Genomic DNA, 14382 nt, shown 5'->3' with positions numbered 1-14382 from the left:
ACTCGCTCTTGAAGAGGATGAGACGAGAGCGTGTTGTCGGGGACCTCTTCATTAAAATGAATGCTAACATCAAACTGAATAAAGAAAGCCGGACGTGATGTCCGGCTTTTTCGTATTTGCTTTAATCAACTATTGGTCGAACTCACTACGGGAATTCATACCCGTCGTGCGAGTTGATTAGGTAGTAGAACGTTGCTTGAACATAGTCAGTTGGGTCACCAGAGTTGTTTTGGTTATACACGCCCGCTTTAAAGTACATGTATTGGCCGCCAACATCGTAGCCACTGGTGGTCATATCTACCGTTTCGGTGACGTCTTCGTGGTCATCACGCTTAATGGTGACGATAAGTTGGTTACCTTGCACTTCGATTCGGTAGAAGAATAACTCGTTCAGTGCGATGCCATCTTCAGGTTCTGAAGCGTTGGATGCTGAGCTACCAATTAGATTAATGAACTGCTCTGGATCTGATGACGCGTCTTCGTTAGGTTCATGGGCAAAGTAAAGCGAACCTTTGGTGTGGCCCGGCAATAAACGGTAGTAGAGGCGGATTGGTTCATCGTTATTTGCGTGGATCTGGCCGACGATTACGCGACCCACTTGGCTGGAATCACCCGTTGTCGTTACCGCGTTGATGGCTAATGTTGCTTCTAGAACGCCATCCACACCGCCAGAATTGTTTTGATCATCGCTTGGTGCGCTCGCGAATACCCAGTTGTTTTTGGTGATGCCTGTGGTTGAGATACTGGTGTCGCCACGACGAAGCATTTCACGCATTTCTGAACGTGTGTATTTGGTATTTGCAGATGTGGTTGCGCCTTCGACGGGTGAGATGAACACCAAACCGCCGTCATCACCAGTGTAGAAGAACTCGCTGTTCTCAAAGCCGCTAGAGAGTTCGTCTTCTTTCACTTCTTGAGCATCGCCAGACGCATTGCCGTTATCATCAACTGGCAGGTCGAGTTTCCAATCTAATAAGTCGAAGTTGCCTGATGGCGGCAGGGTAGGGTCGAGATCGAAGACTGGCAGGGAAGTGGTCGGCGGATCAATGATTTCAGAAGATGTGAGTTTGAAGAGATCGACACGGCCTTCAGCGCCACTGTATTCACCAAACACAGTGATTTCCGTTGCATCTCCAGAGTTGAAGGTAATGGTGGTTTGCGCCCAATCTGAGTTTGATGCGGTTTTGCTAAAGGTGTCGCTGCCAAAATCCACGCCGATGTTTGCATCTGCCAGCACGTACGCGCTCAGAGTGTATTCGGTATTGCTTGTGACAGGAACTGACTGCTCTAGACGCGCACCGCTGCCAGAGAATTTTGCTGACTTTGTGCCGTCATAGGCAACACCGGAGACTGCGGTTGGATCCACCTCTGTCCATCCAGAAAAATCTTGTTCAAAACTTGGGTTAACGAGATTGACTTCGGCACTGTGTGCGGCAAAAGAGCTCAGTAAAACGGCACTGCCGACAATATTGACTAACTTGCTTTTCATGTTGTTCTCCACGGTTTTCAACGATGGCTTATCTTCTAATCCTGTAGAAGTAAGTTGTGCTTCATGTATTTTAATAACACAAATAAGCGTTGGTTCTTCCTCCATAGAACAAAGATGAAGATGAAAAGCGAACTTCTGTATTTTGGTTGCTGCTAACTAGCGATCTTACGCAACTATTTGCAATGTAATTCTTTAGCATGCTGCTTTGGTTTGGAAGCGCGATAGCACTTTGTAGGTATTAAAGCTTAGAAAAGTCTTTCAAGAATAGAGGGTTACAAGCTATACAATATGAATAATTGTGAGCGAAGATCGGTTTTATGAAGACGAAAAAAAGCCGAACATGACGTCCGGCTTTGAATTAGTTCCCGATTTTTACATTAATTTTTAGTGACTAGCTAAAGATTAAATTTGTGCGAATGCGCCTTCCCAAGTGTAAGTCACACCGTCGAACTCAACGCGATGTGCCGCGTTCTGTTTGTCTTCGTCTAGGTTGCAGATAGCGAAGTGGTAAGCGTTGCCTGTTGTGGTTTGCAGGCGAATCACGGTGCCCACTTCGTTGTTGCCAACGACGGTTACTGACTCTACTAGGCCACGAGCGCCAACCGATGCTTCAATAGACTCGTTGAAGTAACCGTGTGTCTCTAGAACAGAAGCAAACACGTGGTTCTGACCAGATTGACGTAAGATCAGTGCTGGTTCGCTCTTCAAGTTGAAGTCTGGATCATTTGCGCCAGTGCGAGTGAAGAACACTTTGCCGCCGTTTGTTGCGCTTGTGATTAGCGAGTAGTAGCTGTTGTCGTGCAACCAACTAACAAGCGAGCTGTCTTCAACTTGGCCTGAACCCACATTCCATAGATGTTGGTAGCCGTTGTCTTCGCCCATTGGGCGTAGCGTGCTTTCTACATCGTATTCAAAATCCGTACGGATGATTTGACCAGAGTAGTGCACTGGCAGGTCGTATTGGTGCTCTTGATCTGCTTCGATTCGGTAAACATCAATCACAAGTGGTTTTTCGAATTCTGGCAATTCAGCAAGAATGATGCTGCGCTGCATGTCTACACCGTTGTAGTAACCAGAAATACGACCGCTCATGCCTTGCAGTTTTTCGTCATCAGCTTTGAAGAAGTGCTTAGAACCGAACTTGGTTTCTGCTAGTGCTGTGTCGAAGTCGTTTTGTGTCTTTTGGTCAACCGTTACTGTGTTGTGCGCGACCGTTTGCTTACAGTAAGACTTGTTCTCTGGAATGTAACGACCGCCAAATTTAGGCTCAACGTTTACCCAGCGACCAAAGCCGTAATCGTGCAGCACTTCATGACCGCGGTTAAATACGCTCAGGTGCAGACCATCGTAGTGACCGTGGTCTAGCGCTGAGTGGTATTGGTGATCGCTGCCGTGTTGACCAAACCAGATAAGCGCCATGGTGTCGTCGTCTTGTTCGTCACGGTGACGAAGAATGCTTACGCCGCCTTTTTCGCCTTCTGGACCGTCAGTCACGAATAGGCTACCCCAGTTGAACGGTTTGATGTTGTCTGTTGCTGCAACCGCATCAGACAACGTTTTGCCTGAGATATGAACCCAAACGTCTTGCTGGTGGTCTGCCATGCCAAGTAACGTTTCAGACTGCTCGTAACGGTGGAAACATACTGACGTTGCCATGATTACGCCTTCATCGTTAATCGAAATCGTCTTCGATGAATCGTTCAATGCTGGCAAAGTACCATCTGGGAATGCCGTCTTAAATACTGCGTAAGACGTGGTCTTGATGACCGAGTCGTTGAACTCGTAAATACCAAGCTCCGGCTGACGACGCTCAATCGCTTCTGCAAATAGGTAGATTGGACGCAGCGAGAAACGGTGGTAGTAAGGACCTTCCATGTAGTAGCCGTCTGGCGAGAACAGTTGGTCTAACTGAGCTAGGAAGCCGCCGCTGACTTTGTCCAGTTTCAAGCCGTAAAGCGCTTTGTCTACCGCATCTTGATCGTTAATTGCGTAACCACAGATACCCACTGCTGCTACTGCCCACAGACCGTGGTTGTGTACGATGTCGAAGTCGTGACCGTAAGTGACTACGAACAGTTCAATCATTTGTTTGAACAGGTCGTTTTCAATCAGTGTTTTTTGCTCTTCTTCCAACGTGTGGTAAATGCAGCTGTACGCACAAGACGCGTATAGCATCCACATGTTCTCGTTCAGAGTTTGGTGGAAGATCTTACCCGGAGGGTTAGAGTCACGGCTGGTGTTGCTTTCTAGCGTCGGGTATACCTTCGCGTAAGCCGTTAGCATGTCCACGATGTAATCGCGGTACTTTTGTTCACCAGTGATAAGGAATAGGCGACCCGCTAGATCAATGTGGATGTAGTTTTGCTTGTGGCGGTTATGCTCGTAACCGCCGCCTTCGCCGTGACCTGGAACTTCAATACCCACCTCGGCCATGTAAGCGTCAGTTTGTTTGATGTCACGTGCTAATGCATTTCCTAATAGGCTATCCGTGCCAAGTGCTTTGCTTAGTTCTGCCGCTTCTTCAAAGTTCATTAATAGCGGTTGGTAAGACTGGGTTTGGTAGCTCATTATTATTTCTCCTGCCCGAATGCGTTCACTTCTAGAGAGTAGAAGCCATTCCAGCTGTAGGTTTTACCGTTCAATTCTACTTGGTGTGGGGTTTGGTCGTCAGCGCCTAGCACATTGCTGATCATCACAGTAACCAGTGATTTTTCAGTTGTGATTTCTACTATGCTGCCAACGGCGTTGTAACCCACGACGCGGATATCTTTCACCTGACCACGCGCATTCACTGATTGTTCAAACTCTTCGTTGAAGTAGCCGTGTGTTTCTAGCACAGAAGCAAATAGTGTCGATTCGCCCTTGCTGCGCAGAATGAATGCTGGTTCGCTACGTAGGTTAAAGCTCGGGTCATTGGCGCCAGTGCGAGTGAAGATCACTTCATTATCGCCGTTCTGTTTCGCGCTGCTGCTTGTGCCTAACCAAGTGTAGTAGGTGTTGTTTTGTAGCCAGCTAACCAGCGCCGTATCTTGCACTTTGCCGCTTGCTACTTTCCAAAGGTGTTGGTAACCGAAGTCATCGCCAAGCGTGTTCAGTTCACCAAAGCTTTGGTAATCGAAGTTAGTACGTACGATTTGACCATCGTATTGATGAGAGTAGTCGTACTGATGCTCGCCTTCACCTTCGATGCGATAAAGGTCTAGCAATAACGGTGCTTCAAGCTCATCTAGGTTAAGCATGAACACACTGCGTTGCATGTCTGTGTTCGGGTAATGGTCGTTCGCAAACGCGCTCATACCGTTGATTTCAGTGCCTTCTACTTTGAAGAAGTGAGGCAAACCGTGTACTGAATCAGCGCGGTCTACATCGAAACCATTCTGACATTGCTCATCAATCGTTACCGCGTTATGCGCGATAGTTTGACGTGCGTACGATTTGTTTTCGTCTAGGTAACGACCGCCGAATTTAGGCTCTACGTTTACCCAGCGACAGAAGCCGTATTCACGCAGCACTTCTTGACCACGGTTGAAGAAGGTAATGCCAAGCGTATCGAAGTTACCATGTCCCATGCCGTGTTGACCGTAGTTCATCACAAGCTGTGACACATCACCGGTTTTATCCTGCATACGGATAAAGCCTTGTGCTCCGTTGTTACCCGTTGGACCTTCGTTTAGTTCCACACTTGGCCAGAAAGGCATACCGATTTCACGGTCTGCGATGGCTTTATCGTAGGCTTGAGAAAGCTCAAGACCACATGGGTGCATCCAAACGGCGTTTTGAATCTTCGCCATGCCTAGGATGTTGTCATCCATACCGTAGTGTTTGCTGTAAACGCTCACTGCAACTTGAACACCCATGTCGGTAATACTCATGGTACGAGATGCATCGTTTAAGGCAGGGAACTCACCATTCGGGTAAGCCGTTGCCAGCATCGCTTGTACTGTGTTGCCAATCACTTTGTCTTTGTAGTTGTAAATGTCTACTTCAGGCATATGGCGGTGCACTACTTCTGCAAATACACAAGTTGGACGAATCGCATAACGATGGTAGTACGGACCTTCCATGTAGTAACCAGAAGGGGCGAACAGTTGTGAGATTTGCGCTAGGAAGCCACCGGTATCATCACGGTCTTGACCGTATACCGACATCTCTAGATATTCAGGTTTTCCAATGGCTAGACCACAGATACCAACAGCCGCAACTGCCCAGATGCCGTGGTTGTGAATACGGTCGAAATCGTGCGCGTATTTCACGGTGAACATATCTAGCATTGGTTCGAAAATGCGCTCAACAACGGCTGTGCGCTCTTCTTCTGTCATCACTGATGCCACGCAAGAGTAAGCAAGGCTAGTAAACATTAACCAACAGTGTTCATTAAGGATCTGGTGGAAAAGACGACCTGTTGGGTTAGTGTTTTTCTGTACGTGGAAATCAAAGGTGAGGTACTTCTCTGCATAGATAGCGAGAAGATCTTTAACGAACTGCGCGTACTTTTGTTCTTGAGTGATCAAGAACAAACGACCCGCTAAGTTCATGTAGGTATAGTTTTGTTTGTGGCGGTTGTGCTCGTAGCCACCCGCTTCGCCGTGACCTGGTACGTCTAGAGGCAGACGCATGAAGGCTTCAAGTTCCTTGCGATTCACTTCAATGGATTTGCCCATTAAGCTCGGCTTTCCGACTTCCTTTCTTAGTAGTTCGACTTCTGCTTCAGTCAACAAAATCGGTTGTGTAGTCATTTCTTTACCACCCTCAGATGAAGTGTGTTGTTTTCTTAAACTTTCTATAAAGTAATACAATATTAAGTTTGGGTGTAGTTTTTGTGGCAAAAAGGGAGAGTGAAATCACGCGAATTTAGCTAACTTATTGATTTGTATTGGTGTGGTAATCCTTGTTGTGACTGATGTTTCGGCGTTATCAATCGTTAAGTGGAATGCTTTAACGAGCGCCGTTTGATGAATATCACATATTTTTAGATATATTGTATGACAATTAAAGTAGATCGGATATGCTCGTTACCAATTCGACAGCAGACCCTTTCGCTTCGCGTTTCACTTTTATCAATACGACGCTTTTTTAAGAGGACCTTTTAATTAAGCATGGTTAAGAATGAAGTGCCGTAGGGTTCGCTTTAATAGAGACTTTTTAGGAGTATGACGATGAATTCTTTCTTTGTATTAGATGAGAACCCGTGGGAAGAGCTAGGCGGCGGTATCAAACGTAAAATTGTTGCTTACACAGATGACCTAATGGCAGTTCACCTATGTTTCGACAAAGGCGCGATTGGTGCTCCACATACACACGAAATCCATGATCAAATTGGTTACGTAGTACGTGGCAGCTTTGAAGCGGAAATCGAAGGCGAGAAGAAAGTACTAAAAGAAGGCGACGCATACTTTGCTCGTAAGCACATGATGCACGGTGCGGTTGCACTAGAGCAAGACAGCATTCTTCTAGACATCTTCAACCCAGCACGTGAAGACTTCTTAAAATAATCTATAGCGCAACCTCAGTTGCTAAGGTGACAACATGAAATCATTAAACATCGCGGTCATTGGCGAATGTATGGTTGAGCTACAGAAAAAGGAAGGTCAGCTAAAGCAGTCATTCGGTGGTGATACGTTGAATACCGCACTGTATTTATCTCGTTTGACCAAAGCTCACGATATCAAAACCAGCTATGTAACTGCTCTGGGTAACGATCCTTTTAGCCAAGAAATGCTATCAGCATGGCAAGAAGAGGGCATCGATACTAGTCTGGTTCTTTCCGTTAAAGAAAAGCAACCAGGTATCTACTACATCGAAACCGATGAAACTGGCGAGCGTTACTTCCACTACTGGCGTAACGAGGCGGCCGCTAAGTTCCTATTCGAACAAAACGAGTCTCCGCTATTAGTCGACAAACTTTACTCGTACGATGCGGTTTACTTGAGCGGTATTACATTAGCGATCCTTACTGAAGAAGGTAAGACGCAACTGTTTGGCTTCCTTGAGTGCTTCAAGGCACAAGGAGGTAAGGTTATTTTCGATAACAACTACCGTCCTAAATTGTGGGAAAGCCGCGAGAATGCCATGTCTTGGTACCTGAAGATCCTTAAGCACACAGATATCGCACTGCTCACATTTGAAGATGAGCAAATGCTTTACGGTGATGAGCATTTAGAGCAGTGCATCGAGAGAACCTCTGCATTGGGCGTAGATGAAATCATCATCAAACGTGGTAGCAAAGATTGCTTGGTTGTCGCGAATGGCGAAGCGCAATACGTGGCGCCAAACAAAGTCGACAACGTGATTGATACAACAGCGGCTGGTGATTCTTTCAGTGCGGGCTTCTTGGCGAAGCGTTTGACTGGCGGTAATGCAGCGGAATCGGCTTACTCTGGCCACTGTATGGCTGGTGCGGTAATTCAACATAAAGGTGCCATCATTCCACGCGAAGTGATGCCAGATCTTCCTTTGTAATTCTTTTGCGGAGCGTTGAGTAATCGGCGCTCCGCAGTGATTTATTGAACTCAAGTTAACGACGACGAGTACACTCTTATGACGACATTAAACGAACAATTAGCAAACCTAAAAGTAATTCCTGTTATTGCCATCAACAAAGCAGAAGATGCGATCCCTCTAGGCCGCACTTTGGTTGAAAACGGTATGCCTTGCGCAGAAATCACGTTCCGCACAGAGTGTGCTGCAGAAGCGATTCGTGCTATGCGCGCTGAGTTCCCAGAAATGCTGATCGGTGCAGGTACGATCCTAACTAACGAGCAAGTTGACCAAGCGATCGAAGCTGGTGTGGACTTTATCGTAAGCCCTGGCTTTAACCCTCGCACGGTTCAATACTGCCTAGACAAAGGCGTGGCTATCGTACCTGGCGTAAACAACCCAAGCCTAGTTGAGCAAGCGATGGAAATGGGTCTGCGTACACTTAAGTTCTTCCCTGCTGAGCCATCTGGCGGTGTTGGTATGCTTAAAGCACTAACGGCGGTTTACCCAGTGAAATTCATGCCAACAGGTGGCGTGAGCCTAGGTAACGTAGACGAGTACTTGTCTATCCCTTCAGTACTGGCATGTGGCGGTACTTGGATGGTGCCAACAAAACTTATCGATGAAGGTAAGTGGGATGAACTAGGTACACTGGTTCGCGACGCAGTAGCTCACGTAGCATAAGTGTCGTAACACCCCGATAAAACTAGCGAAAAGAATGAAAAGCGAGCCTCAGTGCTCGCTTTTTTGTGTTTGAAAGCTTGAAAGAGGCGAGATTGGAGAGTCGAGATGCGAGAAAAACAAACGAGAGATGAGAATCGAGAAACGAGGTTTGAGAGGTAGAAATGGAAAGCGTTGGATTTTCCTCGCGTCATCCTCGAGAGCGACGAAGGAGCGAGTCGGGGATCTCAGAGAGCCAAATAAGAAACTTCAATAATGATTTGCCCCATTAAAGTAACGATTTGGTACTTGTCGGTGAAAAGAGATTTCCTACTCAGTCGTTCCTCCTTCTAGGAAATGACGGTAAGGAGCAGGGGAAAAGCTGAGAGGAGAAGCATAAGCTTTGAGAGCTGGGAATAGAAATGCGTAGAACCTCCTTTGCGTCGGTCTCGAGAGCGACGAAGGAGCGAGTCGGAGATCTTGCTTGTTACATTCATCTAAATCCTACTTTCTATCCAATTCCTTCGAAACATCTCATTACGTTTCCCTCAAAGAAATACCACGCATTTTTGATCTTCAGACAAAGCGTGAAGAAGAAAAATATTCCATACTTTAATGAATTTGCAATAGATTATTTGTATTACAATATAATTACTTGTTGAGGGGCGGATGTTCTGACTTAGAATGCCATTAGCCCAATAAAATAAAGGATTTCTCGCCAATTTCTCGATGAAATAACTTATGTTCCAGATCACAATTAAAACTTATTGTAGTACAAATAAAATAATGAACAGAGTAGTCTAGGCGTTAGAAAATGATCAAACTTGAAAGGCTGAAAAAATGACTATTGATACTCTTGTTGTTCTTGCCTACTTCTTCTTCTTAGTTGCAATTGGTTGGATGTTCCGTAAGTTCACTACCTCAACCAGTGACTACTTCCGAGGGGGCGGTAAGATGTTATGGTGGATGGTAGGTGCTACCGCCTTCATGACGCAATTTTCAGCATGGACGTTTACAGGTGCCGCAGGACGCGCGTTCAACGACGGTTTCGTTGTTGTAATCCTATTCTTAGCCAACGCATTTGGCTACTTCATGAACTATCTCTACTTTGCTCCAAAGTTCCGTCAACTACGTGTAGTGACGGCGATTGAAGCAATTCGTCAACGTTTTGGTAAGACTTCAGAGCAGTTCTTTACTTGGGCTGGTATGCCAGACAGCTTGATCTCAGCCGGTATTTGGTTGAATGGTCTTGCGATTTTCGTGGCAGCGGTCTTCAACATTCCTATGGAAGCGACCATCATCGTTACTGGTTTAGTGCTAATGCTAATGGCGGTAACGGGCGGCTCTTGGGCGGTTGTTGCATCTGACTTTATGCAGATGTTGGTTATCATGGCAGTGACGATCACTTGTGCGGTGGCGGCATACTTCCACGGTGGCGGTATTGGCAACATCGTGTCGAACTTCCACGGCGATTTCATGCTGGGTAACAACCTGAACTACGTCAGTATCTTTATCCTTTGGGTAGTGTTCATCTTTGTTAAACAGTTCGGTGTAATGAACAACAGCATCAACGCTTACCGCTACCTATGTGCAAAAGACAGTGAAAACGCACGTAAAGCAGCAGGTCTTGCATGTGTGCTGATGATTGTTGGTCCTATCATTTGGTTCCTACCACCTTGGTACGTTGCGGCATTTATGCCTGATTTCGCAGAGCAATACGGCTCAGTAGGTGGTGATGCAGCTTACCTAGCATTCGTACAAAACGTAATGCCAGCAGGTATGGTGGGTCTTCTGATGTCAGCAATGTTTGCGGCGACTATGTCTTCAATGGACTCTGGTCTAAACCGTAACGCGGGTATCTTCGTGATGAACTTCTACAGCCCGATTGTACGCCCACAAGCGTCACAAAAAGAGCTGGTTATTGTGAGTAAAGCAACGACTATCGTGATGGGCTTCATCATCATTGGTATCGGTCTATTCATTAACTCACTACGTCACTTGAGCCTGTTCGATATCGTACTGAACGTGGGCGCATTGATTGGCTTCCCAATGTTGATTCCTGTACTACTTGGTATGTGGATTCGTAAGACGCCGGACTGGGCTGGTTGGGCAACACTGGTTGTTGGTGGCTTTGTTTCTTACATCTTCGGTATCTCACTACAAGCAGAAGACGTAGAGCGCCTATTTGGTCTAGAACAAGCGTTTACAGGCCGTGAGTGGGCTGACCTGAAAGTTGGCTTGAGCCTAGCGGCACACGTTGTCTTTACTGGTGGCTTCTTCCTACTGACAACACGTTTCTACAAAGGTCTATCACCTGAACGTGAGAAAGAAGTGGCTCAATTGTTCGAGAACTGGAACACGCCACTTGTGGCTGACAGCGAAGAGCAGCAGAACTTAGATACAAAACAGCGCGGCATGCTTGGTAAGCTTATCAGCGTAGCGGGCTTCGGTATCCTAGCGATGGCTCTGATTCCAAACGAACCATCAGGTCGACTACTGTTTATCTTGTGTGGTGCGATTGTTCTCTCGGTGGGTGTTCTATTGGTGAACGCAGCACGAGGGCCTAAAAGCCCAAAGTTAGCTAACGCGAAAAGCTAACCACAATTAGAGACTCTCTATGAACAATCCCACAGTATCGCTACTGTGGGATTTTTTTATTTTCGACTTTAAGCACCAGAGAAAACCGAGTGATTAGGCTGTCTTGCTTCTTGCTTAAGGCGATTAGAATTAAGCAGGAATACCACTGTGGAATTTGAAGTCTTCGTCTGGCGTTGAAATCAGTTCAGCTTCGATGCGTCCAAACTCTGCAACGCGCTCGCTAATGTCTTTACCCGCGATTTGTTCTGCAAGGACTAGGTAGTCTTGGTAATGACGAGCCTCTGAGCGAAGCAAAGAAACATAGAACTTCGCGATGTCTTCGTCCATGTGCGGAGCTAGCTTCGCAAAACGTTCACATGAGCGAGCTTCTATGTAGGCACCGATGATGAGCTTATCAATCAAGGTTTCTGGCTCATGTGTTTTCATGTTCGAAATCAGCGTTTTTGCATAGCGGCTTGCTGGAATGTTTTTGTATTCCACGCCACGGCTTTCCATGATTTCTAGCACTTGGTAGAAGTGGTGCAACTCTTCTTTGATAAGCAGAACCATCTTGTCGATAAGATCTTGGCTGTACGGCGAATCTGATTTAGCGATGATGGCTTTTGAAATGTTGCTCTTGCCTTTAAGCGTCTCTAGTGAGCCGGTCTTACGGTAGGCAAAGTCCTCGTATGGTTTGAACCAATCGAGTAGGGCATGTGAGCTTGCTTGGTCTACTGCGTATTTACGGATCAGGAACATTGCCGACTGACCCGCTTTTAGCTCGCACAGTAGGTGGTCTAATAAAATGGTTGGAAGGTTTTCAGGCTTCTTTGCTTCCTCAACCCATTCATCTGGGGTGCTGCATTGCAAGAATTGGTTAATTGGAGCAAGAAGGTCCTGATAGGCGTCGAGATTAATCATTTTAATTTTTAGTACTTTACATTCAATTTTGGTTTATCCGGCTAATGTCTATTCAAATCAAGAAGACACAAAAAAGGCTGCAAACGCAGCCTTTAATCGGATAGGGCGGAAAGCTTAAGCGGAGTTTACCACTTTTTCTTCTCGCCGAAGAGCGCATCCATATCACTGTCGCGTTCTTTGTCGGCAATTTGCTGCATTTCTGCTTCATTCTTGTCTTGGCGTTTCTTATCCAAGTCACCAAGCATTTCTTCGAGCTTTTGTTTTGCTTGAATCGAGTAAGCATCATTTTTGGTGCTTAACGCATCAATGCCTTTACGAAGCAGTTGCAGAGCGGTTCCCGGTTGACCGCGAGCAATAGAGTCATTCGCACGCTTAATTACGTTCTCGATGTTGATGCGAATTTGCATCGTTTCAAGACGCGCGTTTTCAGTTACGTAAGTTTGCGTATCTAAACGACCTTTGTTGTGCTCGTTACGAACCGCATCACGAAGACGTTTCACGAGCTTTAACATTACAATGGCTTGTTTATCGCTGCTTGGCATCTTGAATGTGGTGCTTTCACCGTTTGCGCTGCTCTCATTCAATTGAGCAATTTGCTGCTTCATGTTTTCGATGCGCTGCACGAGTTGCTTATTCTTTGGATCAAGGTCGCGCATGCTTTCAAGTGCATCAAGAATACGATTGTTAAGACACAGCAGTAAGTCCTTGCTGAAAGGAATATGATGAGCGTGTCCAATCAGCTCTTCTGTACCGTCAATCAGTGCCACGTAGCGAGCAGACTCTTGTCTTTTCGCTGTCTCTACTTTGACCTTGTACTGCAACATGATGTTATAGCCAAGGATCAGTACCAGTAGGATGACTACCAAAGCGATTATTAAACCAGTATTCATATCTTTGCTTCTACTACTTGTTACTTTTCTGTATCCAGCGTTCAAGAATACATGAATCTTATCTTTCTCGGCACCCTATTTATTTGATTATTTTGCTCCAAACACGTTTTCCTATGGATTTAAGCACAGAATGCGGTGAGCCGTTTAAAAAAGCGAATTTTGAAGGTTCAACTCCATGCATATTTAGAGAAGGTGAGTAATTCGCTATGAGCTTGAGCTATAAGTTAGAAATTACTGTTCATTTAGTTGCTAACACGTTATAACTAATCATTATATCTACTCGGGCGAGTAGACTAGATAAGTATGACGTTATTATCTCAATCAATGAGTAAGGGATTACGATGAAACTGCAACAACTGAAGTACATTGTTGAGGTTGTGAACCATAATCTGAATGTGTCTGCGACAGCAGAAAGCCTATACACTTCTCAACCGGGCATCAGTAAACAAGTCCGTCTATTGGAAGATGAGCTGGGTATTCAGATCTTCGAACGAAGTGGTAAACACTTAACGCAGGTGACACCCGCCGGTGAAGAGATCGTGCGAATTTCTCAAGAGATTCTAGCGCGTGTTGAAAGCATCAAAGCCGTGGCAGGGGAGCATACTCACCCTGAAATGGGCACACTGAACATTTCTACTACTCATACCCAAGCACGTTACGCACTTCCTGACGTGATCAAAGGCTTTACGGCACGTTATCCGAAAGTATCGCTGCACATGCACCAAGGTACGCCTTCGCAAATGTCTGAAGCGATTGCCAAAGGTACGGCAAACTTTGCGATTGCGACAGAAGCACTTCACTTATACCAAGATGCCATCATGCTGCCTTGTTACCACTGGAATCGTTCTATCGTGGTACCAAAAGATCACCCACTAGCAAAGAAAGACCGTGTAACTATCCACGATTTAGCCGCTTACCCGCTAGTGACTTATGTATTCGGCTTTACAGGCCGTTCTGAGTTGGATACCGCATTTAATCGTGAAGGCTTAACACCGCGCGTTGTGTTTACTGCAACGGATGCCGACGTGATTAAAACTTACGTTCGTATGGGCATTGGTGTTGGTGTGATTGCGAGTATGGCGGTTGATGAAGACCAAGACAGCGATTTAGTCGCGATTGATGCAAGCCACTTGTTTGGCGCGAGCACAACGAGCATTGGCTTCCGTCGTGGTACTTTCCTTCGCTCTTACATGTTCGACTTTATGGAGCGTTTTGCACCGCACTTAACTCGTCCTGTGGTGGAGCAAGCGATCTCGCTTAAATCAAACACTGAAATTGAAGAGATGTTTAAAGACATCGAGCTTCCGGTCAGATAACACTTCATTGATGTTTCGATTCCCTCTACAATGCGCTCGTTGTAGGGGGAGC

10 protein-coding genes are annotated in these 14382 nt (G+C 46.0%); 5 read left to right on the top strand and 5 right to left on the bottom strand.

The features are described from left to right. Positions 1–145: 145 nt before the first annotated feature. From KIT90_RS20840 to KIT90_RS20830, 3 genes are all read right to left on the bottom strand, one after another. Entirely contained in the window at positions 146–1489 is a 1344-nt protein-coding gene (locus KIT90_RS20840) for a polysaccharide lyase family 7 protein (protein ID WP_285378486.1), read from the bottom strand. Positions 1490–1891: 402 nt separating this feature from the next. Next, complete coding sequence (locus KIT90_RS20835) at positions 1892–4057, bottom strand: heparinase II/III family protein (protein WP_285378484.1); 2166 nt, start codon at positions 4055–4057, stop codon at positions 1892–1894. Between the two features lie 2 nt (positions 4058–4059). After that, positions 4060–6225 carry a heparinase II/III family protein gene (locus KIT90_RS20830; RefSeq protein ID WP_285378482.1) on the bottom strand — a complete coding sequence of 722 codons (2166 nt, stop codon included), beginning with the start codon at positions 6223–6225 and terminating at the stop codon, positions 4060–4062. Between the two features lie 420 nt (positions 6226–6645). Here KIT90_RS20830 and KIT90_RS20825 point away from each other — a divergent pair, with 420 nt between their 5' ends. From KIT90_RS20825 to KIT90_RS20810, 4 genes are all read left to right on the top strand, one after another. Continuing rightward, on the top strand, positions 6646–6981 hold the full coding sequence (locus tag KIT90_RS20825; protein ID WP_005450851.1) for a cupin domain-containing protein: 336 nt from the start codon (positions 6646–6648) through the stop codon (positions 6979–6981). Between the two features lie 34 nt (positions 6982–7015). After that, positions 7016–7948 carry a sugar kinase gene (locus KIT90_RS20820; RefSeq protein ID WP_285378480.1) on the top strand — a complete coding sequence of 311 codons (933 nt, stop codon included), beginning with the start codon at positions 7016–7018 and terminating at the stop codon, positions 7946–7948. A gap of 78 nt (positions 7949–8026) precedes the next feature. After that, positions 8027–8650, top strand: a complete 624-nt coding sequence (locus KIT90_RS20815; RefSeq protein WP_005388506.1) for a bifunctional 4-hydroxy-2-oxoglutarate aldolase/2-dehydro-3-deoxy-phosphogluconate aldolase — start codon at positions 8027–8029, stop codon at positions 8648–8650. 816 nt (positions 8651–9466) lie between these two features. Next, on the top strand, positions 9467–11224 hold the full coding sequence (locus KIT90_RS20810) for a sodium:solute symporter family protein (RefSeq protein WP_005437156.1): 1758 nt from the start codon (positions 9467–9469) through the stop codon (positions 11222–11224). Between the two features lie 129 nt (positions 11225–11353). On the opposite strand, the gene KIT90_RS20805 is transcribed toward KIT90_RS20810, so the two are convergent. Together KIT90_RS20805 and KIT90_RS20800 are read right to left on the bottom strand one after the other, a co-directional pair. Next, complete coding sequence (locus KIT90_RS20805) at positions 11354–12124, bottom strand: tRNA isopentenyl-2-thiomethyl-A-37 hydroxylase MiaE (protein WP_005437159.1); 771 nt, start codon at positions 12122–12124, stop codon at positions 11354–11356. Positions 12125–12249: 125 nt separating this feature from the next. Then, on the bottom strand, positions 12250–13014 hold the full coding sequence (locus KIT90_RS20800) for a hypothetical protein (protein ID WP_005437162.1): 765 nt from the start codon (positions 13012–13014) through the stop codon (positions 12250–12252). Positions 13015–13355: 341 nt separating this feature from the next. On the opposite strand from KIT90_RS20800, the gene cysB reads away from it, so the two are divergent. Further along, the gene (gene cysB, locus KIT90_RS20795; RefSeq protein WP_005437164.1) at positions 13356–14330 is read left to right on the top strand and encodes an HTH-type transcriptional regulator CysB; all 975 of its coding nucleotides are present in this window, start codon (positions 13356–13358) and stop codon (positions 14328–14330) included. Positions 14331–14382: the final 52 nt, after the last annotated feature.

It is taken from the genome of Vibrio sp. B172a (assembly GCF_030248355.1).
In the GTDB taxonomy this organism is placed as follows: domain Bacteria; phylum Pseudomonadota; class Gammaproteobacteria; order Enterobacterales; family Vibrionaceae; genus Vibrio; species Vibrio owensii.
This window is presented reverse-complemented; position numbering and strand designations above follow the sequence as displayed.